This is a genomic window from Paenibacillus qinlingensis (assembly GCF_031455095.1).
Taxonomy (GTDB): Bacteria; Bacillota; Bacilli; order Paenibacillales; family NBRC-103111; genus Paenibacillus_E; species Paenibacillus_E qinlingensis_A.
Map to the genome: position 1 here is coordinate 107,215 of NZ_JAVDSB010000003.1, position 22,933 is coordinate 130,147.

The 22,933-nt window shown below is 47.5% G+C and carries 15 protein-coding genes; 11 read left to right on the top strand and 4 right to left on the bottom strand.

Going from position 1 to position 22,933, the window contains the following annotated elements:
- Positions 1-116: 116 nt before the first annotated feature.
- The gene (locus tag J2736_RS11345; protein ID WP_310226556.1) at positions 117-875 is read right to left on the bottom strand and encodes a YheC/YheD family protein; all 759 of its coding nucleotides are present in this window, start codon (positions 873-875) and stop codon (positions 117-119) included.
- A 113-nt stretch (positions 876-988) separates the two neighbouring features.
- Positions 989-2,983: a beta-galactosidase gene (locus J2736_RS11350; RefSeq protein WP_310226557.1), complete on the bottom strand. Its 1,995-nt coding sequence runs from the start codon at positions 2,981-2,983 to the stop codon at positions 989-991.
- 253 nt (positions 2,984-3,236) lie between these two features.
- Between J2736_RS11350 and J2736_RS11355 the strand changes: the two genes are divergently transcribed.
- The 3 genes from J2736_RS11355 to J2736_RS11365 are packed head-to-tail and all read left to right on the top strand — an operon-like array spanning position 3,237 to position 6,761.
- A complete protein-coding gene (locus J2736_RS11355; protein WP_310226559.1) occupies positions 3,237-4,208 on the top strand; it encodes an ABC transporter permease in 972 nt (323 codons plus the stop codon).
- Between the two features lie 33 nt (positions 4,209-4,241).
- On the top strand, positions 4,242-5,126 hold the full coding sequence (locus J2736_RS11360) for a carbohydrate ABC transporter permease (RefSeq protein ID WP_310226561.1): 885 nt from the start codon (positions 4,242-4,244) through the stop codon (positions 5,124-5,126).
- 48 nt (positions 5,127-5,174) lie between these two features.
- Positions 5,175-6,761, top strand: a complete 1,587-nt coding sequence (locus tag J2736_RS11365; RefSeq protein WP_310226563.1) for an extracellular solute-binding protein — start codon at positions 5,175-5,177, stop codon at positions 6,759-6,761.
- Between the two features lie 87 nt (positions 6,762-6,848).
- Here J2736_RS11365 and J2736_RS11370 read toward each other — a convergent pair whose 3' ends face one another.
- On the bottom strand, positions 6,849-7,271 hold the full coding sequence (locus J2736_RS11370; protein ID WP_310226565.1) for a VOC family protein: 423 nt from the start codon (positions 7,269-7,271) through the stop codon (positions 6,849-6,851).
- 206 nt (positions 7,272-7,477) lie between these two features.
- Here J2736_RS11370 and J2736_RS11375 point away from each other — a divergent pair, with 206 nt between their 5' ends.
- The 5 genes from J2736_RS11375 to J2736_RS11395 all read left to right on the top strand — a co-directional run bounded on the left by J2736_RS11375 (position 7,478) and on the right by J2736_RS11395 (position 15,703).
- Positions 7,478-8,026 (top strand): hypothetical protein, encoded by a 549-nt coding sequence (locus J2736_RS11375; protein ID WP_310226566.1) that lies wholly within the window; start codon positions 7,478-7,480, stop codon positions 8,024-8,026.
- Positions 8,027-8,244: 218 nt separating this feature from the next.
- Positions 8,245-10,587, top strand: coding sequence for a helix-turn-helix domain-containing protein (locus J2736_RS11380; protein ID WP_310226568.1), 2,343 nt, complete (start codon positions 8,245-8,247; stop codon positions 10,585-10,587).
- 124 nt (positions 10,588-10,711) lie between these two features.
- Positions 10,712-13,279, top strand: a complete 2,568-nt coding sequence (locus J2736_RS11385; RefSeq protein WP_310226569.1) for an exo-rhamnogalacturonan lyase family protein — start codon at positions 10,712-10,714, stop codon at positions 13,277-13,279.
- Between the two features lie 95 nt (positions 13,280-13,374).
- Positions 13,375-14,571, top strand: coding sequence for a hypothetical protein (locus tag J2736_RS11390; protein WP_310499099.1), 1,197 nt, complete (start codon positions 13,375-13,377; stop codon positions 14,569-14,571).
- 25 nt (positions 14,572-14,596) lie between these two features.
- Positions 14,597-15,703 carry a rhamnogalacturonan acetylesterase gene (locus J2736_RS11395; protein WP_310226570.1) on the top strand — a complete coding sequence of 369 codons (1,107 nt, stop codon included), beginning with the start codon at positions 14,597-14,599 and terminating at the stop codon, positions 15,701-15,703.
- Between the two features lie 547 nt (positions 15,704-16,250).
- On the opposite strand, the gene J2736_RS11400 is transcribed toward J2736_RS11395, so the two are convergent.
- A complete protein-coding gene (locus tag J2736_RS11400) occupies positions 16,251-18,416 on the bottom strand; it encodes an S-layer homology domain-containing protein (RefSeq protein ID WP_310226573.1) in 2,166 nt (721 codons plus the stop codon).
- Between the two features lie 465 nt (positions 18,417-18,881).
- Between J2736_RS11400 and J2736_RS11405 the strand changes: the two genes are divergently transcribed.
- The 3 genes from J2736_RS11405 to J2736_RS11415 all read left to right on the top strand — a co-directional run bounded on the left by J2736_RS11405 (position 18,882) and on the right by J2736_RS11415 (position 22,729).
- On the top strand, positions 18,882-19,115 hold the full coding sequence (locus J2736_RS11405; RefSeq protein ID WP_310226574.1) for a hypothetical protein: 234 nt from the start codon (positions 18,882-18,884) through the stop codon (positions 19,113-19,115).
- 89 nt (positions 19,116-19,204) lie between these two features.
- Complete coding sequence (locus J2736_RS11410; RefSeq protein WP_310226575.1) at positions 19,205-20,938, top strand: AAA family ATPase; 1,734 nt, start codon at positions 19,205-19,207, stop codon at positions 20,936-20,938.
- Positions 20,939-21,073: 135 nt separating this feature from the next.
- Positions 21,074-22,729 (top strand): FAD-binding dehydrogenase, encoded by a 1,656-nt coding sequence (locus J2736_RS11415; RefSeq protein WP_310226576.1) that lies wholly within the window; start codon positions 21,074-21,076, stop codon positions 22,727-22,729.
- Positions 22,730-22,933 lie beyond the last annotated feature (204 nt).

Below are 22,933 nucleotides of genomic sequence, written 5' to 3' on the forward strand. Positions count from 1 at the left end.
AACCCGCAATTTGGTTTAAATGGAAAACCTCCAGTTAATAATGGTCATTCTCTGCGAAACGCACAGAAACGCCAAACTTAACTGGAGGTTTTTCTTTGAGTCATGAATCTAGCTATTTACTTCTTCCGCCCATACTGCTTGCCTGTGTTCACCATTCGCTGATACAACTTGCGATTAGACATGTTCTTCAGCGGATAAAACTGTGGACGTGTATTCACTTCCAAGATCCAAGGATTACCTTTGGAATCGATTGCGACATCGAGACCTAGTTCACGGAAACCTCGCTTGTGATAATCAAAGGTATTGCCGACCGTTACACCCATCTGTTTCAAATGCGTTTCCCGCTCTTGGATATCGGCCTTCGAATAGCCTGCACCCCGCATCGTCGATTTGAAATACCCAATCGTTCCGCCTTGATTATAATTGGTGGCTACTTTGCCTGGTCTTCCAATTTTGGTGAAGAGTCCCGTGGTGATCCAACTTCCTTGATTCGTTTTTTGCACCATAACACGGATGTCGAAAGGTCTTCCTTTTGTTTTTGCAAGTGAAATTCCTTTCTGCAGTAAATAGGACCGCTTACCAGCATGATTGGACAGCCGGGTAAGCAGTTTCTTCTGCGTGGAATAGAAATTTTTCTTGCGATTCAATTGGGTCTGGAAGCCTTTCGTTTTCCGTTTGATACGGATAATATTTGAACCGCCTGAGCCGCCTGTAGGCTTAAGAAAGACAGTTTTATACGAATCAATCATGGTATCCAAATTCGTTTTCGTAAAAAGCAACGTCCGAGGGACATATTGGCGTAATTCATAATGTTGAAGCAGCCATTTCGTTTTAACCCACTTGCTCTTTATTGAACTGCTTTTATAAGCTGCCATTAGGTGTGCACCTCTTTTTAGACAGCGTATGTGAGGCGAATGCTGCTTGTCAGTGCGTTTACCCAGTGGATTGCTTCAAAAAAGGTACATTCGTTGATAAAATGGAACGGTTTCTACAAGAGGCCGGCAAATTGAATGACCTTATGCTCGTATCGACCTAACGTTAGTTTCCCTTCACGGTATTTCATACCTGTGACAGGGTCGATGCCATCCTGTGGGAGTGTCACAATGCCGCCATTACCGTCCATGTTAACGACGATCCACACATCATACCGGTCTCCTCGTCTCGGAGCGACAATTGTACCTGCGGACACATCGGTGCGGAGGGTAACGCCAGCATCATCCGCATAATGCATAATGAGTTTGTTCAATAGCAGCTCGCCTTTCTCGCCAGTTGGCATGGAGCCCAGCATGACGATTTTGCCTTGGCCATAGGTCCGCTCAGTAAGGAAAGCTAACCCTGGTGTTAAACCTGCTTCCACGGTTCCAATAGCAATGGCTTCCTTCGGCTGGAAGACTGCGCTCCACAGCGATAATGGAGCCGCGATATCAAAGGCACTGCCGATCGATCCACTGCCGTCCATAGGGAACGTGTAGATCGTCTCTACACCAGCGAGTTGCTCCAAATCTCCTAAGGCTGCATGCGTATGCAAGGTGTGTTCCTCCGTTCGTCCACCAGTGAGTGGGCCAACAACCCATACTCCGCCTTCGGCAACGAATGCTGTAGCACGTTCCATGAAATCCGATGAAATATAAGGGAGGAAGGGTGTGAATAGCAGCTTGTAACCCGCTAGTTCCGAACCTTCCGGCACGATATCTCGGTGAAGCCCTAGGTGTAGGATCCGCTCATAGAACGAGGTTACAAGCCCGCGATGATTCAGCTTCTGATGCGGTTCGGTTTTCAAGAACGCTTTGGAGCGATCCGAATAGGTCATGGCAACCTCAGCTTGCGTAGGACGAGTAGCTAAGATCGTAGCTTCAATCTCTTTTCGAGCCTGCTCAACCTCTAACACATTCGGGAAACCAACCGTAGGCTTGCCCCAAGTGCTGATTACAGAACCATGAGGCTGCTCACAGCCAGCACGCTGCTGTCTCCACAGCCAATAACAGAAGGCTTCTGCGCCCAAAGCATAGGCAGCGACAGCTTCGACTTTGAGATACCCATTCGGATGTGGCTTCGCATAACTCGCCAATGAAGCAGCATGGGAGGGGCTTGTCTCCATGATCCAATAATCCCGTCCGCGCTTAAAGTTCCGCCACAGATCATTATTTAATAAATAGTTGGCAGGGTGATCATAGGTCGCGTACGTATCGAAAGAGGCGAAATCCAGCTCACGGAACAAACGTTCATTATCCACACTGAAAGCAACGCTGCTGTTATGCGTAATGGGCGCGTCAGAGAATTGGCGGATGATAGCCGCTTGTTCATCGGAGAACTGGGCTATTTTTTCCATTGAGAATTGTTGATACATCGTACTCAGGGAGGAGTTGTGCAAGAACGGTACAGGACCAGGCTGTGGCACTTGCTCAAAGCTGTGGTAGTATTCACTCCAAATTTGCGTGCCCCATGCTTCATTCAGCTTCTCAACGGTTTCATAACGTTCTTCCAGCCAGTCATGCCACTGCGTAAGGCAAGTTCCACACATACATTCCGAGACATGTGCTTTAAACTCATTGTCGATCTGCCAACCGATAAGACCTGGTAAGCGTCCAATGGCCTGAGCAATGTGCTTAGTGATGGCGGCAGCCTTTTCCCGGAAGTAAGGATGATTCGTACAGGCATGCTGACGGGAGCCATGGCCCATGACTTGCAGCTGCTCATTCACATACATCCGCTCAGGATGTCCGTGCGTGAACCAAATTGGCGGTGTAGGCGTCGGCGTGCACATCACGGTATCAATCCCATTTTCATGCAAGAGATTGACCATGCGAACAAAAAAAGTTAGATCAATATTTCCTTCCGTTGGTTCCATATTGGACCAGGCGAACTCGCCAATTCGTACGACATTCATGCCTGCTTGCTTCATAAGTTCAATATCTTGTTCAATAACTGTTTCATTCCAAAGCTCAGGATACCAGGCAGCACCGTGATACAATTTGTTTCCCATGTCCATCAACCATCCTCTACATCTAAAAGTTAGTTTCTACTATAAGTGCTACCATGCCCAAGGGCAATAACACATTCTTGCTGGAAATATTAGGGTGTTTCAACTGTTTTGAACGGTTTGCACTTTTTTGATAGAGGTAGAAAAATCGCATGTGGAAGGGCTTACAAAAATGTCTGATAGGCGGTAAATGCCACGTGTTGCATAATAGGGCTACAAACGCTCACAAGGCGATCATGACATGGAGGTGAAAAGGATGAAGCAGGCAACTGCTCCTAATAACAGAGAGCTGGTACAAGTGAGCGAGGCGAAAGGGCTTCGCAGATCGCAGGTGTGGGCAAGATTACGCAAGGATAAATGGATCTACGCATTGCTAGCACCGGGATTATTATATTTCATTATTTTTAAATATGTGCCCATGTGGGGCGTACTGCTTGCCTTTAAGAATTATCAGCCTTTTCTAGGCTTTTGGAAGAGTGAGTGGGTTGGCGTTGAACATTTTCGCGTCTTTTTTGCAAATCCAGAGTTCTTCATGCTCCTCCGCAATACCCTGTTGCTTTCCTTATATAACTTGGTGTTTTATTTCCCGGCACCGATTATACTGGCACTCTTATTAAATGAGATCAAGGTCAGCGTGTATAAACGAACCATTCAGACGCTAATTTATGTGCCGCACTTTATCTCCTTAGTTATTGTGGCCAGCTTAACTTATGTTTTTCTTACTACGCAAGGCGGATTGGTTAATGAGCTTTTGCAGCAACATTTCGGTTATAAAATTGATTTCTTAGCTAGTCCGGAATGGTTCCGGCCGATGATCATTATGCAAACGATGTGGAAGGAATGCGGGTTTGGCACGATTATCTTCCTTGCAGCGCTTGCTGGGGTTGATGTGGAACAATACGAAGCATCTATTGTGGATGGAGCCAATCGCTTGAGACAGTTATGGCACATTACACTGCCATCCATACGGAGCACAATCGTTATTCTCCTAATCCTGCGTATGGGCGATGTGTTGGATAACGGCTTTGAGCAAATTTTCCTCATGCTGAATCCTCTGAACAGGGAAGTAGCCGAAGTATTTGATACCTATGTCTATATGATGGGGATCACGCAGGGGGCATTTAGTTACAGTACAGCAGTTGGTTTATTTAAAGCAGTTATTGGTGTCATTTTGGTACTTGGTGCGAACTGGACAGCGAAGAGATTTGGACAATCTGGCATTTATTAATACGAAACTTATAGGTAAAGGAGGAGAGCGGTTTTGGCAAAGCAATATAAGAGCGTTCCCGGAACCATCTTCGATATAAGTAATTATCTTGTACTAGGTATTATTGGTATCGTTTCTATACTGCCATTTCTGTATGTTATCGCAGGGTCGTTCGCATCTGATGCCGAATTGACACAACGTGCGGTGTTCCTTATTCCGGAGACGTTTACTTTAGCGGCTTATCGCTTTATTTTCTCAACAAGCACGATTATCAAAAGTATTGGGGTATCCCTCTATGTCATGGTTGTTGGGACCTTCGTGAACTTGTTCTTCACCGTTACGATGGCCTATGCCTTGTCGAAGCGAGGTCTCATGGGACGGAATACCGTTCTGAATCTCATTATTTTCTCGATGTTGTTTGGCGGCGGTTTAATTCCTACATTTTTAGTTGTACGTGAACTTCACATGTTGGACACCTACTGGGCATTAATGATTCCAGGTGCGATTAGCGCTTTTAACTTGATTATTGTTAAAAATTTCTTTCAAGAGATTCCTCCCGAGTTAGAGGAAGCTGCGAAAATCGACGGCTGTACAGAGATCGGTCTTCTCTGGCGGATCGTACTCCCGTTATCCATGCCGGTCTTGGCTACTTTTACACTCTTTTATGCCGTCGGTCATTGGAATAACTTTTTCTCAGCTTTGCTATATATCAACGATCCTGCCAAATGGCCGCTTCAAGTCATGCTGAGACAGATTGTTTTATTGTCCCAGGCTGCTGCGGGGGATATCAATTCCATGGATCCGAATTTCGTCAAACCACCCGAGCAATCCATTAAAATGGCCGTGATCGTCGTGGGCACCATACCGATTTTGCTTGTCTATCCGTTCCTGCAAAAACATTTTGCCAAAGGGGTCTTGATCGGCTCGGTCAAGGGGTAACGGATGAAAGATAGAGGCAAGTCCAAACCTTAGAGGAGGCATGTTTAGATGAAGAAAAATGCGAAAAAATGGGTTACCGTAGCAACCGTAGGCACAGCCGTCATGACAACAGTCGTTGGTTGCAGTAGTGACAAAGAGAGTACGGCAACACCAGCAGCATCCGCTTCCGCCACACAAGCAGCAACACAGACCAAAGCACCAGAGAATCTGGCACCACTTGATCTGAGCATCATGCTTCCGATTTTCAAAACAAATTTTCCGAAAGATGATGGGCCGGTTACAACTGAAATTGAGAAGAAAACGAACACGAATATTCATTTGGAGTGGGTGCCGAATGCCTCCTACACAGATAAATTTAATATCACATTGGCCTCAGGCAAGCTGCCTCAAATCATCTATGTGGGTGATGTGAAGAACCCAAGTTTCGTTAACGCGGCGAAATCGGGCGCTTTCTGGGAAATTGGGAAATATCTGAAGGATTACCCGAACCTGAGTAAATCAAACCAAGTCATTATGAACAACTCGTCCATCGAGGGGAAAAACTATGGTATTTATCGTGGCCGTGCTTTAGGTCGTAATGGGATCAACTACCGTAAAGATTGGCTGGAAGCTGTTGGTTTGCAGCAACCCAAAACGATTGATGATTTCTACGCGATGCTGAAAGCATTCAAAGAGAAAGATCCAGATAAGAACGGTAAAGACGACACGTATGGCATGGTTTTGGTCAAATGGACAGGACAATGGGCAAGCGGATTTGATACGATGAAGCTTTGGTTCGGTGCGCCGAACAAATGGGGCGTTGTAGATGGGAAGCTCGTGCCTGAACATCAAACAGCGGAGTATATGGAAGCGCTTAAATTCATGAAGAAGCTATATGATGAGAAGCTAATTAACCAAGACTTTGCCGTCTTTGATTCAGCGAAGTGGAACGATCCGGTTGTTAACAATCAAGCTGGTGTTATTGTTGACGTAACCGATACTGCTGCACGTATCGATGATCGTATTCATGCGGCATTAGCGAAGGATGGCAAAGATAATCCAAACATTCACTATGTGGATAATATGATTGGCGTTACGGGTAAAAATGGCTTAAAAGCATTGCCAACCTCTGGATTTGCCGGGATCTTGGCGATTTCCAAATCAGGTGTGAAGACGGAAGAGGAACTGAAGCGCGTTCTGAAATTCTTGGATCAAATGAACGAGCCTGATCTTACAACCCTAGCTGGCTATGGCATTGAAGGCAAGCATTACACGAAAGACGGCGATGCAGTGGTGCCAAGCAAGGAAACGGCGCTATTGGAATCCGAAGTAGAAGGCTTGAACCAAATGCTGCCGTTTATTCCGGAAGATCGCGGTTTGAAAGTGAAGCAAACACCGCTTCGTCTACAAACGGCTAAGATTCAAAAAGAGGCAGAAGCCAACATCGTTGCCAACCCTGCAGAGCCGTTCATCTCAACGGTTTACTCACAAAAAGGTCAACAATTGGATAACATCATCAATGATGCTCGTATTAAATTCATCGTCGGTCAAAGTGACGAAGCGGCTTTAAAAACAGCGTTCGAAACTTGGAAGAAATCAGGCGGGGATGATTTGGTAAAGGAAATGAACGATCTTTATACAGCTGCAAAGAAATAAATAAGATGGAAAAGCACCCGTGAGGGTGCTTTTTTAACATAGTAAGCATCTCGCTATGAGCAGAGAACTGCAAAAATACATCTGACATTATTCTGCGCTATCCCACTGTGGATTCCAGACAACTTCCCAAACATGACCATCTGGGTCTTGGAAATATCCTGAATATCCTCCCCAAAAAGTGTCATGAGGGGAGACGGTTATGGTTGCGCCAGCTATTCTCGCCTGTTTCATGACTTGATCTACTTCTTCTTTGCTAGAGACATTATGTCCAAGTGTGAATTCAGTTGCACTAGGTTTTGTCTGTTGTAACTTCGTATCATAAGCGATACTGGCACGATGCCAGATTGCGAGTTTCAAACCAGCTTGTAAGTCGAAAAAAGCAACGGCACCATGTTCAAATTCTTTTCCAATAATGCCATCTGTGGACCAACCTAATCCATCTCGATAAAAATGTAATGATTTTTCTAGATCATCTACACCTAATGTTAAGACCGTAATTCTTGGTTTCACAATAAAACCTCCCCTGAAGACTCGTAATTAACTTACTTGTCTTATTCGGCGTTGCAAGCGAGAGTTCCTCGCTGTGTATTAAGAATACGCTGAAGGCAATAAAGCTTAAGAGACAAATAATATTGTTCTTAAAGCGCAATCCAATCTTGTCTGCTCAACATAAGATAGCAAGATTAAGTATGTCTACTAAAGGATGCGTGAGCAGCATGAAGACCCAACATCAGAGCAAAAGGCAACAAAGACGTGGTTATCAAGGGCAAAAATCGGCCTATGGCGCGACAGTCAAAATTGCTGCACAAGCCAAAGCTAATTTAGGAACTCCTGTCTGTGTCGTGCTTAAAGATGGATCCTATTACTATGGCGTGTTGAAAGACATTCAAGCCAATCAAGTTATCCTGCAAGGTTTTAAAGGAAAGCAGAAACTCCCTCGCAAAAAGGGGAATTCGAAAGCGCAGATCTCCAGTTTAGGTAGTTTAGGTGGTTTGGGTAGCATGTTAGGAATGTTTGGCGGTGGTGGACTCGGCGGATTGCTTGGTGGCGGAGGATCCGGCGGAGGTCTTGGCGGGCTACTTGGCGGTGGAGGTTCTGCCGGCGGATTGTTAGGTGGACTCGGTCAAGGTGCAGCCGGTAAAGCAGCGGGCGCAGGAGCTGGTGCAGGTGCAGGGGGCCTCTTTGGCAACATCGGCAGTTTTATGAAGCTGGGTATGGGCGTTATCTCCTTCATTATGCCACTGATGAAAAATTTCTCGATATAAGTGATAGGCAGCAGCTCCCTGATTTTTGGGGGCTGCTTTTTTTATGGCGTGCATCCTACTGTGGGACGCAGAGTTGGTTACCACTGCATTTTAAACACAAAAAGTCGGAAAAGTCATGTATTTCCTCTGGAAATTAACTTACATCCCAGCGCCAATCGTTATACGCTCTAAGTTGAAGTCTTCGCTCCAAACAAAACTTTCGAACGGTTGGTGAGGGCATGTTGCGAGCCATTAAAGAAGGACTAGCAAAAAATTTAAACAAGGTGATCGGCGGTCAAGGACGCTTTTACAAAAAGAGCCTGATCACGATATTCATTGTCTCCGGCATACCAGGGCTATTAATGGGCGTGCTCGTGTATTGGATGGCAGGCGGGCGCGTGGAAAGCGAGTTGCTGCAACTGCATTACAGACAAATTGAACAACGATCGCAAAATATCGATGACCAATTAGCCAATCTAGAGCTGCTGCTATCCCATTGGGCGTTCGATAATAAATTTGACTATAGCTTAAATGGGTATGATTTTGTGCGGAATTTTGAACGGACACAGGATATTACTAGAACGCTAGTCGCGATGCAAGGCTCGAATGCCATGGTGAAGCATGCCGAACTTTACGTAGGTGGAACAAGCTCGGTGCTGTTCAATCCCGAGTACATGAAGATTGATGATCGTACAGCAGAGACCGCAACCAGATATGAACCGCTCATCCATGGTCAAAATACAACCTACTGGACGCAGTGGTCGTTTGATGCGAATCGTCCCGATAACAAGGATTTAACGCTCGTTCATCAAATTCCCGGAGGTAGTCTGAATCCGTTCGGGGTATTGGTTTTCCGTTTTGACAGCCAGAAGATGGCCAATATGCTCAATACGTTGACGCCTTATGATGGCGGGGAGACGTTTCTGATTCAAAATGCTGGAGAGTTGTTCGTATCAGCTAACGGAAATACGTCCACATCGCCTTTTGTAAGCGCTCTTCGTGAGAAAGTTGGCTCACTGGCAGGTAAGAAGGGGTCCTTCTTTATGGATTGGAAAGGCTCTACGTATACCGTTTCATACGGCAGCTTGGCCAGAATAGCAGAGGATTGGACCTATGTATCCGCGTCACCGATTTCGAGTATCACTTCACCGGTCGTTTTTATTTCCAAGTTGATTATTACAGTGAGTCTAGCGGTATTGCTGCTTGCGGCTTTGCTGGCCTGGCTGGCATCTAGACGTATTTATGTGCCTGTCAAAAGGCTTGTTACAATGCTGGGGGGCAGCTCATCGAACCCGCCGCAGTGCGAGTTCACCTTGCTCGAAACCCAATGGATGCAACTGCATAATGAGAGCTTGGCACTGAATACGAAGCTGACAGAACAGCTTCCCCACCTGCAGGATAGTTTTATGCACCAGTTGCTTCAAGGTTATTTGAATGCGTATTCAGAGGACGATCTGCGCCATAGAATGGAGCGCTTTAAGTGGGATGTGAAGAATAAGCAGTTCGTTGTTCTCTACGTCCAACTAATTGGGATGTCCAGCGTGGAAGGAAACTTCCGCCTTGGGGAAGAGGGTCTTGTGACCTTCGCGGCCGTGAATATGATCGAAGAGCTGGCTGCATCTTATTTTAATCAAAGTCATACACTCAATTTCCATGATCTAACGGCAGGCATTCTACTTATCTTGCCAGAGGATCAGTCCTATACAGAAGCTTGCCAAGCCTTTAGTGATGAATTGAAGCAGTCGATTAATCGTATTTTGAAAATGCGCATGACATTGGCCATTAGTCGGCCTGTCCCGTTAATTTCGGATGTCCCTATCGCATTTGAACGAGCCAAACAAGCGGTAAGCTATCGATACTTCGAGAATGTGAACCAGATTATCGATATGGAGCAAGACAATGATGCAGGAGATGAAGACATGGAATTGCAATATCCATTTACACAAGAGCGGGAGCTCATACAAGCCTTACGGACAGGAAAAGAAGGGGAAGCTAGCGAACTGCTGGTCTCCTTCCTGGACGTTTTGACCTGCAAAGGGGCCAAGGAAATTGAGGTACAGCAAGGGATGCTGCATCTGCTTGGGAATGTTCAGCATGCGATTATGGTCTCTGGGATTAATCCGAATCGTCTTTTCAAGGGTGCGAACTTGTATGAACAGCTTTCACAGATTCGGGAGTCCACGCGTATTCTTGCGTGGTTTCAGGAAAAAGTGCTTAAACCTTTTATGAAGGAGATGTCGGGTCGTTCAGATGCACAAGTAAAACGTATTATTGAACAAGCGATGATTTATTTGCAAAATAATTATAGACAGGATATTTCGCTGGATAATTGTGCGGAACATACGGGGACGAATCCTTTTTTCCTCAGCAGATCGTTTAAGCAAGTGACGGGCAAAAACTTTATTGATTACTTGACAGAGCTGCGCATGGACAAAGCCAAAGAGTTGCTGCGGGAATCAGAAATGCGGATTAACGATGTGGCCGATCAAGTGGGCTATCAGCATACGTATTTCAATCGGATTTTCAAAAAGCTGGAAGGCATGACGCCAACACGCTATCGCGAGCTCAGTCGAACTTCCTAAGCAACAATGTATTAATTCAGTAAAAAAGTGCAAACACCGGGATCACCTCCTAGCAATAATGTCCGCTTGTTAGCAAGATCTCCTCTTTTTACAATAGGGCTACATGTGAAAAGGAGATGATCGCTTGGCTTCGGATCTAGCAATTAAGCTGCGTTGGTTAAACAAAGAAGCATCTAACCCTGTAGGGATAACATGGGGAATTCCTTGGCGCGAAGGTGAGCTGGGGCGTGCGGAGTCATTGCGGTTGGAAACTGCCGACGGTCAAGGAGCTGTACCGGTGCAAAGCTGGCCGACGGCTTATTGGCCGGATGGCAGCGTGAAATGGTCCGCGCATTCGGCAACCGTCCTCCCTGAATCAACAAATGACTTAACAATTCGTAAAGGGAAAGGTCCCGATTCCGATCATCGTATTCTCGTAACGGAAACGGATGAGACCCTTACATTGGATACAGGTGTTATGCAATGCACAATAGGCAAGCAGGGGAAACAATTGCTTCACCGTATCGTACGTGAAGGCAACGTAATCTGCAACGGTGGCGTGCTGATTGGTTTGAAAGAAGACGTGAGCGAAGCGTCCGGTGTTCGCATTCGTCGCGAGGAGACGTTCGAAAGTCGAGTCGTACGTACGGTTGTTGAACAAGACGGACCCATTCGGGCCGTCGTTAAGCTAGACGGCAGACTCCGCTCGACGACGGGAACCAGAGAGTGGCTGCCTTTTACACTGCGTATGTATATGTACGCGGGGCAGGAAACGATTAAACTCCTGCATACGTTTCATTATGATGGGAATCCGCACGAGGATTTCATCCAAGGCTTAGGCATTCGTTTCACGTTGCCGATGCGAGGTGCCCAATACAATCGGCATATTCGATTGGCAGGAGATCGCGGGTATTTCAGCGAATCCCCCAAAACTTTACATACCCGTCGAACGAAAGGGAAGTACAGGGAGTTATTTGAGCGTCAAACAGCAGGTGAGCTGACCACTTTTGACCCTGCAAAAGATGCTTATTTTCTTGGACTGCTGGATGATTCAGCCACTTGGGATAGCTTTAAGCTCGTGCAAGATTCGTCGGAGCATTATCGTATTTGGAAGCGTACCCAAGCCGGCTGCAGTTGGGTTAAGGTAACCGACGGCGCGCGAGCTGGTGGTCTGGGCTATGTCGGTGGTGAAGGCGGTGGCCTAGCGGTGGGGCTGCGTCATTTTTGGGAGAAGCATCCTTCAAGCTTGGAGGTACACGGTACAGCGGGGGCGGAGGCTGCGTTTACAATCTGGTTGTGGTCACCAGACGGGGCAGCGATGGACCTTCGCCATTATGATACAGAAACACATGTAGAATCCTCGTACGAAGGAGCGGAAGAACTCCGTGCTACGCCATACGGCATAGCGAACACGAGTGAGTTGATGCTGTGGTGTACCAAGGAAACGCCGGATGCGGAACTTCTTGCGTATATGCAGGAGGAGACGCAGAATCCTTCGCTTCTTGTGTGCGAACCAGCGTATTATCACGCGTCAGGGGCTTTTGGCTATTGGAGTTTACCAGACCGCAATCATCCTGTGAAAGAGCAGTTGGAGAATCGGCTGGATGGGATTATTTCTTTTTATCAAGATGAAGTTGAGCAGCGGAAGTGGTATGGTTTCTGGGATTATGGCGATTACATGCATAGTTATGATCCTGTTAGACATGTGTGGAATTATGATTTAGGCGGCTGTGCATGGCAAAATACAGAGCTCGCGCCTAACATGTGGCTGTGGGTGATGTTCCTCCGCACGGGTCGAGCGGATATTTTTCGAATGGCAGAAGCCATGACTCGTCACACCAGTGAAGTGGATTTGTACCATTTTGGTGAATATGCAGGACTTGGTTCCAGGCATAATGTGGTTCACTGGGGCTGCGGCTGCAAGGAAGCCCGCATTGGGATGGCGGGCTTGCATCGGTATTTCTATTATTTGACCGCTGATGAGCGAATCGGGGATATCATGGATGAAGTGCGTGATTCGGATTTCACGACAGTGAATTTGGATCCGATGCGAGCTTATTTTCCGAAAGATGAGCATCCCACGCATATCCGTGTAGGTCCTGATTGGGCGGCTTTCAGCTCGAACTGGATGACGCGTTGGGAGCGCTATGAGGATACTTCCTATCGCGACAAAATTGTAGTAGGCATCAATTGTATTAAAAACGCTAACTATGGGCTCATTTCGGGACCCACCTATGGGTATGATCCCAAGACTGGCGTGCTCTCGCCGCTTGGTGATGATAATTGGGGCAGGCACTTGGCCATTTGTATGGGAGGACCGCAAGTGTGGTTCGAGCTGGCTGGTATGTTAAAGGACCCTGAGTGGGAAAACATGATGGCAGAGCTCGGCGTGTATTATAACCAAACACAGGAGCAAAAGGATAAGCTGACGTACGGTCAGATCTCGACGAAACATTTTGAGCATCCTGTGCTCAGTGCAGCGATTACTGCGTATGGCGCATTTTATAAGCGGGATGATGAGACTGCGGAGAAGTGTTGGTCCATTTTGCTAGGGAACGAGTTTGCCAAAGTAGACCTTCAAAAGGACGCTACCATCGTTACTCACGTGGACACCTTGCATGAGATCGATTGGATGAACACGAATGAGGCCGCTCAATGGTCATTAAATACGATTATCGCGCTTGAGCTTATCTCGGAATGGCTGCCCCAATAATGGAATGTGAGGAGAGATGTGCTGTGGAAGTTAGAACGAAAGAAGCTTATTTGGTTGGCAAAATAGATATCCGTGCCGCTGGTCCGCGCTGCAAAATGCTCCTAGGTGACCTGAACGGTGACGGTCGCATGGAGATGCTGCTTGTGCATCCCGACAACAGGCAGGATGTTCGATATATTCCCCATCAGGTGCAATGCCTGACAGCAATTGATCTGGAGGGCAATGTGCTATGGCAAACAGGCAAGCCAGATGCAGGAGCAGGCAGTGCGGGGTCTGACTACCCAGCACAGATCGCTGACATCGATGGCGATGGTCAGTTAGAAGTGCTCTGCGTAATGGATGGTCGTTTTCTTATCCTCAACGGGAGGACTGGTGAGGTGAAAGCTTCTCACGATCTTCCGAGTGAGCAAGCCCATGATTGCATCATCGTGGCGAATTTGACCGGTGGAGCGTATGCCAGTGACATTATCTTGAAGGATCGTTATCACACCATGTGGGCGCTCGATCGTCATTTTAATTTATTATGGACGCATGAAGGTAATCCTGGACATTTCCCATGGGTGTATGACTTGGATGGCGATGGCAGAGACGAGGTCATGGCAGGTTATGATTTACTGGACCATGATGGTCAGAAGCTGTGGAGTTGTCGGGATCTTGATGACCATGCCGACTGTATATGGGTCGGGGATGTGAATGGGGATGGACATCCGGAGCTTGTGATCGGCGGAAGTGTTACGGTAATGTATGACCGTTTCGGCAAAGAACTCTGGCGTTACGAAGGTTCTATTGAATCGCAGCATATCGCTCTGGGCAGATTCCGCAGTGATAAACCAGGGTTACAGATTGCTGGATTGGATCGTCTCGTTCGTGAGGATGATGGGAAAGGCTTGAAGGGGAAGGATGCACTGTTTCTCCTCGACAGCGAAGGTGTTGAGATATGGAAGGAAGACCGTCAAACGGACGGTTGGTTAACAATTATCGAGCCACTCCGCGGCTGGGAAGCGGGTGCTGCCGATTTGATACTTGCCTACCGTAGAGGAGGCGGGGTTTGGCCCTCTTTGTATGATGGTGAGATGAACGTTGTTGTTGAATTTCCGCAAAATGGATATGCCGTACATGCCGATGTATGTGGTAGTGGGACGGAGCAAGTCATTATTTATAATGATGACACGGCAGCGATTTATGCAAGTGGACCGCTTGCGTTGGTTGAAGGACGATCCGGCACACAACTGCCGCAGCCCAAACGCTTGTCCAGCTCAACCTTATATCCAGGCGGTGAAATTCCGTTGTAACGTTAGAAGAGGAAGGGAATCTAAGATGACACACGCATTAAAGTTCGATTTCGGGGTGGGGAACCCGGAGGCAGGCTACACGAAGATTACGCCGCATAGTGAGTATGAGAGAACGGCTGGCTATGGATTTAGCAATGTGAAGAATGTGCATGCCAAGGATCGAGACGAGCCTGGTACATTGCGTAGAGATTTCTGTATTCCGCTGGACACGTCGTTTCTTGTGGATGTTCCGGACGGGACATATCGTGTTTCGATCCTACTTGGCGATGAGATCGCTGAAACAGAAACGACGATCACCACGGGCGAAGGAAGGATGTTGCTTCATAAGCAGCGTACATCTGCGGGACATTTTGCGCGTGCGAGCTTCTCGATTTGGGTCACGGATTCGCAACTGAAGTTCACCTTCACAGGTAGAGCACCGCGCATCAATGCGTTGGAAATTGAGCCGATGCCTACAGCTTGTACGTTGTTTCTAGCAGGAGATTCTACCGTGACTGATCAGCCGTCAGACGGATATCCGTACGCGGGCTGGGGTCAAATGCTGCCACTGTTCATCAAAGCCGATGCGGCGGTAGCTAATTATGCTTTGTCGGGGCGGAGCTCATTGAGTTTTATCGGTGAAGGTGTCTTGGATACGATTTGGAGCAAAATCAAACCCCACGATTACCTGCTCATCCAATTCGGTCATAATGACCAGAAGCCAGACGAAGCGCGATATACGGAGCCATTTTCCTCTTACAAGGAAACGCTGAAAATCTACATCGACGGTGCCCGGGCGCGTGGCGCATACCCGATTCTGGTCACATCCGTACAGCGTCGGTTCTTCGAAGAAGATGGCACATTGCGTGATACACACGGTGACTATCTGATTGCGATGCGCGAGTTGGCAGCGGCGGAAGAAGTTCCCTTGATCGATCTGGCTGCAAGCAGCAAGGTATTGTTTGAAGCGCTAGGACCCGAGGGAACGAAACGGCTATTCATGTGGCTTGCGCCAGGTGAGTTCATGAATTTCCCGGATGGCGTGGAAGATAACACGCATTTTCAGCAGTTGGGCGGGATTGAAGTTGCGAAGCTGGTTCATGCTGGCTTGAAGCAATTGAAGCTGCAGCCGCTGAGCTTGTATTTGCGGTGAGGCCGTGCGTAAGAGCGGGGAAGACTAAGGCAGAGCGAGAGGGGAAAAGGAGCTAAGCGCGTATGCGCTTGGCTCCTTTTTTGGTGGTGTCGCTGCGACCAAACAGCGTCCGATTCTTCGCGGCCACCAAACAGCGTCAGAATCTTCGCTGCCACCAAGCAGCACCAGATTCTTCGCGGCAGCCTAGCTGCGCTCGAACACCTCCTCCACCCCCACGCCTCTCGCACTGAAATCCATCGTCAAAGATGCAAAAATACATCTATTTTATGCGAAAAAGCTAAAAATTGGGAAATTAATGCAAAAGTGCAGGCTTTTGCACCAAAAAGAGCCAAAAAGACCTATAACCCCAGAAATACCTGCATATTCGCAGGCATTTCAAATAGAGAGGATACATGCATCCCAAAAGGATGTACTTTTGCATCTTTGATGCGACGAACACGAACACGAACACAGCAATCTGTTTGTAAGTTAAGTGGCAGGTACACGACGCCAATTCAAAAAAGAAGGCCTCCCGCCATATTATGGCTTATGGGAGACCTTCTTTTGATTATTGAATGTTGATTTTCGTAATGGTGGCTCCAGTGCCTTGTAAGGTAATAGGACGGTTTTGTACCAAATTTGAAATGTTGCCTGTAATCGTCACACTGGATGACACGTTGTAGGTCGTTGTCACGTTACTGCCGTTCGTACCGGTTTGATTGATTGTGATGGTTGCCATTTTGCCTTGATTTGTAAAGGTAACACTGTTAAATGTCCCAGAAACACTGAAGTTCTGATTGTTGCCATTGGTAAGCTGTGTGACCTCGGCATAAATGGCTGAGTTATTGTAGGAGCGGAGTTTGACGACATCGCCGGGCTGAAGTGCGGAACCACTGACCTGAAGGCCGCTTCGATAGACGAAAGCTTTGTCATTCAAGGGAATCGCTTGAGCTTGATTGCCACTTACAACAACTAGGAGGCTGTTTGTCGCCGAAATGATGGTGCCGGTAAGTTGGTTGATGGTTGGCTGCGTCACAGCTGTGCCATCCGCGCGATTAAGTACTTCAGCATGCAGGATAACGCCGTTATAGTAATGCGCTTTGATGACTTGGCCTGGCTGTAATACGCCGCTCGTTGTTTGCGTGCCATCCAAGTAAATGGAGGTGTTCGCATGGAGTTGCAGGCTGTAAGATTGGCTGCCGCTCGTTAGTGTAATGGCATTATTGTTGAGCGTCCCCGTAACAGTTCCAGTCAACTCGCCTGTCGTCGTCAATGGTGACACACTCTTGGTAACTTCAATGACGGCTGCCACACTATTGTAGGCATAGGTTGTCAGGACATCGCCAACCTGCAGGGCGGATACGGTCGTGAATGCACCGTTTTTGTACACAATCGTCTGACTGCCAAGTGGAATGCCTTGAAGTTGAGTAGAAGTAGTTACCAGCATGGTGCTATCGCTAATCGGATAAGACAACGTACCTGTAATCGTCGAAGCAAAATTGGTTGGCGTGCCGCTGGTACCCACTGGCTGTGTCACTTCCACATAGCTGACGCCATAGTTATAGGAACGCGTGCTCACGATGTCACCGACTTGAATGCCAGAGGCTGTGGTTGGCGATCCGTTCCGGAAGTACAGCACATTGCTGTTCATAGGGAGTGAGATGGTTTGCCCATTCGTTAAGAGGGTAAGTGTATTCCCTGTAATCGCGCTTGTCACCATGCCGGTCTTTACGCCAATGGCCTGTGTAGGCGTTGAGGGATTGCTTCCGCTTGGCTGTGTGACTTCAATATAAATGATGTAGCCATCATTGGATCGAATCTTCAGGACATCTCCCGTTTGCAAAGCCGATGGGCTGACTTTAGCGCCGTTCCGGTAAATAAACACATTAGGATCCAAGGTCAGATTAAGGTTCTGGCCGTTCGTACGTACGGTCAAAATATTGCTATTGACTGGTGCTAACACGGTTCCTGTTACAAGACCGTCAATATTATTTGGCAATTGATTACCTGCCCGATCCAGCAAAGCAGCAATTTGTGCGCGGGTTACAAGCTGTTTGGGACGGAATGTGTTATCTTCGAAACCATTCACAAGCCCTTTGTCGACAGCAACTTTGACATACCCAACGGATCCAGCAGGAACGCTCGCTGCGTCCGAGAATGGCAGCCTTGCATTCATATTAGCTTCAGCTTCGTCCTGAAGTTTCAATGCTTTGACTAGGAGCGTCGTGGCCCACAACCGATCTGCTGGCTGATTTGGATTGACATTCGTATCGGACTCGGCGAATAGGTCGTTCTCTAGCGCTACCGCAACATATCCGACGGCCCAGGAAGGTACACTCGCTGCGTCGTTGAAATTCAACTTGGTTGCTTTCTCTTCGGCGGATTCAGCTTGATCGCGAAGCCCCATTAATCGAACCGCTGCCGTGATTGCTTCTATGCGAGAGACCGTTTCTTGCGGTTTAAAGGTACCGTCAGGATACCCATCGAAAATGCGTCTAGAGACTAGACTCATGATGTAGTTTAAAGCCCATTCAAATTCTTTACCTTTGATATCTTTGAAGTCGAACTTGATTGCCGCAGAAGGGCGTTTGTCAAAGGATTGGCGTGAGTTGTTGGAACGATCATCGTCTTTGTGGTCGCGACCATTCTGTGCGAAGGCCGTAGTTCCCGTAGCCATCACAAGTGTAAGGGCTAACGTGGGTACAAGCAGTTTTTTCATGCGCGAATACTTCATCTTTTCTTCTCTCCTTAATAAAATAAATGAGTAGAAAATTGCGATTATGCGGTGCTTGCTTGCGATGTTAAGCTAGTTAAACTATTCGGAAATAATTGGGTATTTCTGGGTGTTGACTTGCGAATAAAGGAAATTATTTTTTTATCGCTTCATATCATTAGCTTGGTTGCGCTTACGTGATACAGCGGCTATATAGAAGTGGATTTTCAAAGATTCTGGGGATATCCTCGGTCTTATTTTCAAAAATAAGTAATATATTTTTCTTAAAACCTCATTGAACGAGAAGGAAAATAAAGCTAAATGAAGTAAGTATTAGATTAGGAAACATTTTGGGCTCAAAGGTAGTGCCCACGCCTTTCTCACATGACACTATTCCTAGCATAGTATGTAGGAAGGTGGTGATGAAAAGTGACTAATACACTTGATGGGTGGATAATTTACACATTTTGGGGCATTTTTGGGTTTATGCTTATTGATTTTATTATCGCGTTCTTCAAATCCTTCTGGGAAGGCTCCTTTGGTCCTACACTCGTGTTAGGTTATTTAAAAGATGTCCTCTACTACGTACTGCCACTGACTGTACTATTGTCTATGACTGCCTTTGATCCTACAGGTTGGATTATCGTGATTTTTTACTTCCTGTGCGGTCTCGCTGTGATGATCAAGTACGTGCTAGATATCGTCAAAAGATTCCAATAGTGTCTTTGCTGAGGCCCTGCTTAAGCAGGGCCTAGATATGAGTTTTTCATAGGGATATTCAAACTTTATTATATGAAGGAAGTGTAGCCATGAGGAGATATCAATGGATTAGATGGCGAAAGTTAATCCTCTGGCTTATAGCCATTGCCTTGCTTTTTGGGCTGTTATGGGCAGGTGGGCCAACCGCTTGGGGGATTGCGATTAGTATTGCGACATTATTAATGCAACTGGTTTTCGCAATGGCCTTTATGATTATTCAGTTTGTTGCACTCTTCTGGTTCCTAGCGAGAGGGCGAACGTACTGGATTCTGCCTGGAGAGACGGGATCGACATGGGATGATTATCGTGGGAATCCTGAGATTGTGGAGAATGCGAAACGAATCGTTACCTTGTTAAAAGGAGTCAAGGAGTTCAAGGAGATGGGCGGCGAAGCGATTCGCGGATTGCTGCTCTGCGGACCGCCGGGGACCGGTAAATCCTACTTGGCTCAGGTTATTGCGAATGAGGCACAAGTACCGTTTGCATATGCTTCAGCGCCGAGTTTTCAAAACATGTTCTTCGGTGTTGGTAACTTAAAGGTTATGGGTATTTACAAAAAAGCGCGCAAGCTGGCTCGCGTCTATGGGGCATGTATCATCTTTATTGACGAGATTGATGCGATTGGGATGAGTCGTCAAGGCGGTGCTGGCGGTGGAATGATGGGCATGATGGGGATGGGCGGCGGTTCAGGCCTACTGAACGAGCTACTCCTTCAGATGGACCCTCCTAACATTGACACGTCTAAGATTGTAAAGATGCTTCGTTCACTCGGTCTACGCCGTAAAAAAGCAGAAAGACCTCCCGTACTAACCGTAGCAGCAACCAACCTGCCTGATGTACTGGATTCAGCTTTGTTGCGACCAGGTCGGTTCGATCGGCAACTGTGGGTAGATGTTCCTGACTATGACGGTCGGGTTGATATTTTCCAATACTATTTGAAAAAAGTCAAGCTTGATGAAACCTTAACCGCAGAGAAAGCTGGTCTTGATTCCATTGGATACAGCCCTGCGCAAATTAAACATATCGTCAACGAAGCTGTCGTTATTGCCCATCAACGTGGGGCGCAAGCTGCCAGTTATGAGGATTTCCGTGCCGCTATGGAAACGTATGAGTGGGGGCTCAAACAACCACTCCGCTCGATGCGTGATGATGAGAAGCGGAATGTCGCGTATCACGAAGCAGGTCATGCCGTGGCACAGTTCCTGCTTAAGCCTCACGAACGTGTTTGGAAAGTGACCATCGTTCGGCGTGGCGGCGCTCTTGGACTTTCGGCCACGAAGGAGACGCATGAGCGTTATAATCGCAGTGATTCTGAGATGCTGGCAGAGATTCAGGTTTGTCTAGCAGCTCGTGCGGTAGAAGATGAATTTTTGCACAAGAAATTAAATGGGGTTACTTCTGACCTTCAACATGCAACTCAAATTGCAGGTGCATATCTCGGAATGCTCGGGATGGGCGATGAGCTGTTCAGCTTCTTGGCGGTCGGTTCGCGAACGGACGGACTCAAGGCGCTGCGCCCACAAATCAATGAGCTTCTCAAAGAGCAAATGCTCGAAGTGAAGAAACTCGTACTCGATTATACGGATTTCGTTCATAAGATTGCGGAAGAGCTGTTGAAACGGGAAGATTTGACCGGTGATGAAATTGAAGAGATTTTCACGGAACTGTACGGGGATTCGCGTCCTAGAGCGATTGAAGTGAAACCTGTGGCATTGAAAAAGCTAGCCATGGAGAAATCGTTAGTCGTCATCGATGACATGGAAGAGGATCTCAAGGATTCTTAATTTTCTAATTGATATGGAATAAACTTGGCGTTGCCTCCTTTTTGGCTATTGTGGTCGGAAGGGGGCAATTTGCCATTGGAAGGGTAAGAGATCGATAGCAGCTATCTAGAGACGAGAACAAAGGAGAATTCGATCATGGATTATGATGCAATTGTAGTTGGAGCGGGACTAGCGGGCTTAGTGGCGACAGTGGAAATCGCGGATGCGGGCAAAAAGGTGCTGCTGCTGGATCAGGAACCAGAAGCTTCCTTTGGCGGACAAGCCTGGTGGTCATTTGGCGGTTTATTTTTAGTGAATTCCCCCGAACAGCGTCGGCTTGGAATTAAGGACTCTTTGGATCTAGCTTGGCAGGATTGGCAGGGTGCTGCTGGCTTTGATCGTGTAGACGACGAGGACTATTGGGGCCGCAAATGGGCGGAGGCCTATGTTGAGTTCGCCGCTGGGGAAAAACGTGAATGGCTGAAAGCCATGGGGATCCGTTTCTTCCCCGTTGTCGGATGGGCGGAACGTGGCGGCTACTTAGCGGAGGGGCATGGCAACTCGGTACCTCGTTTCCACATTGTGTGGGGGACAGGCCCTGGCATCATTGCCCCTTTTGAACAACGGATAAGGGAGCATAGGAAGCAGGGGCGCGTCGACTATATGCCCCGGCATCGTGTGAACGAGCTTATTCAAAGCGGTGGGGGCATTACCGGTGTTCGGGGATCTGTGCTTGTGGCTAGCACAGCCGCACGCGGGGAAGCGAGTTCGCGTGAGGTGCTGGGTGAGTTCGAATACCATGCGCAGGCGGTAATTGTAAGTAGTGGCGGTATTGGCGCTAATCACGAATTAGTCCGCCAATATTGGCCGAGTCGGCTGGGTGAAGCTCCCAAGCGGATGCTCTCAGGCGTGCCAGCCCATGTCGATGGTCGCATGCTCGCCATTACAGAGCAATCCGGAGGTCGAATTGTGAATCGGGACCGGATGTGGCATTACACAGAAGGAATTAAGAATTGGAATCCCGTGTGGCATAAGCATGGCATTCGAATTCTCCCAGGTACGTCGTCATTATGGTTGGATGCACGTGGTCAGCGCTTTCCTGCACCTAACTTTCCAGGGTTTGATACTTTAGGCACGTTAGAGACGATCCAGAAGTCTGGTTACGACTATTCGTGGTTTATTTTGACGCAGAAAATAATTGAAAAAGAATTCGCCTTGTCAGGCTCTGAACAGAATCCCGATTTAACGGGAAAAAGCATACGCAAAGTATTGTCCAGAGCACTGCCAGGAGCAATGGCTCCGGTGCAAGCTTTTATGGATAAGGGAGAGGATTTCGTCGTTGCTCCGACATTGGCAGAGCTAGTCGCTGGTATGAATGCAGTGACAGGGGAGACATTGCTTGATTTTGAGCATATTGAACGGCAAATGAAGGCAAGGGATCGCGAAATCGCGAACACCTTTACGAAGGATCTGCAAATCACGGCCATTCGAGGCGCGCGTAACTATATCGGTGATAAATTAATTCGTGTTGCGAAGCCGCATCGTATGCTGGACCCTGTGAATGGACCGCTTATCGCGGTGCGATTGAATATTGTTAGTCGCAAAACCTTGGGAGGCTTACAAACGGACTTATCCGGTCGCGTTCTGAATCAGGCGGGTGAGGCGATTCCTGGCATGTATGCTGCCGGTGAGGCAAGCGGCTTCGGTGGCGGCGGGCTGCACGGGTATCGTGCGTTGGAGGGGACTTTTCTAGGAGGCTGCTTGTTTACCGGACGCGTTGCTGGGCGAGCTGTTGTGAAGGAGCTGGAGTAAGGATAAAAAGTAAGATACGGGGACGATTGCTTGGAATTAATGAATCTTCTTCAGCACAGGCGAGTGCGAAAAAGATAGAACTAATGAATGATTGAACTATCCGGTAAGGTTAGCTCAAACAAACCTAGGAGCATATCAGTTGGCAGCTCTAAGTAAAAATATCCCAATACCTTAAATAACTCTCCTAATCTCCTTAAGTTTACC

Excerpts from the sequence above, each read along its gene's own strand:
- J2736_RS11350 (WP_310226557.1), bottom strand. The coding sequence starts at position 2,983 with ATGGGAAACAAATTGTATCACGGTGCTGCCTGGTATCCTGAGCTTTGG.
- J2736_RS11375 (WP_310226566.1), top strand. The coding sequence starts at position 7,478 with ATGAAGACCCAACATCAGAGCAAAAGGCAACAAAGACGTGGTTATCAA.
- J2736_RS11365 (WP_310226563.1), top strand. The coding sequence starts at position 5,175 with ATGAAGAAAAATGCGAAAAAATGGGTTACCGTAGCAACCGTAGGCACA.
- J2736_RS11355 (WP_310226559.1), top strand. The coding sequence starts at position 3,237 with ATGAAGCAGGCAACTGCTCCTAATAACAGAGAGCTGGTACAAGTGAGC.
- J2736_RS11415 (WP_310226576.1), top strand. The coding sequence starts at position 21,074 with ATGGATTATGATGCAATTGTAGTTGGAGCGGGACTAGCGGGCTTAGTG.
- J2736_RS11345 (WP_310226556.1), bottom strand. The coding sequence starts at position 875 with ATGGCAGCTTATAAAAGCAGTTCAATAAAGAGCAAGTGGGTTAAAACG.
- J2736_RS11395 (WP_310226570.1), top strand. The coding sequence starts at position 14,597 with ATGACACACGCATTAAAGTTCGATTTCGGGGTGGGGAACCCGGAGGCA.
- J2736_RS11380 (WP_310226568.1), top strand. The coding sequence starts at position 8,245 with ATGTTGCGAGCCATTAAAGAAGGACTAGCAAAAAATTTAAACAAGGTG.
- J2736_RS11400 (WP_310226573.1), bottom strand. The coding sequence starts at position 18,416 with ATGAAGTATTCGCGCATGAAAAAACTGCTTGTACCCACGTTAGCCCTT.
- J2736_RS11390 (WP_310499099.1), top strand. The coding sequence starts at position 13,375 with ATGCTCCTAGGTGACCTGAACGGTGACGGTCGCATGGAGATGCTGCTT.
- J2736_RS11410 (WP_310226575.1), top strand. The coding sequence starts at position 19,205 with ATGAGGAGATATCAATGGATTAGATGGCGAAAGTTAATCCTCTGGCTT.
- J2736_RS11405 (WP_310226574.1), top strand. The coding sequence starts at position 18,882 with ATGCTTATTGATTTTATTATCGCGTTCTTCAAATCCTTCTGGGAAGGC.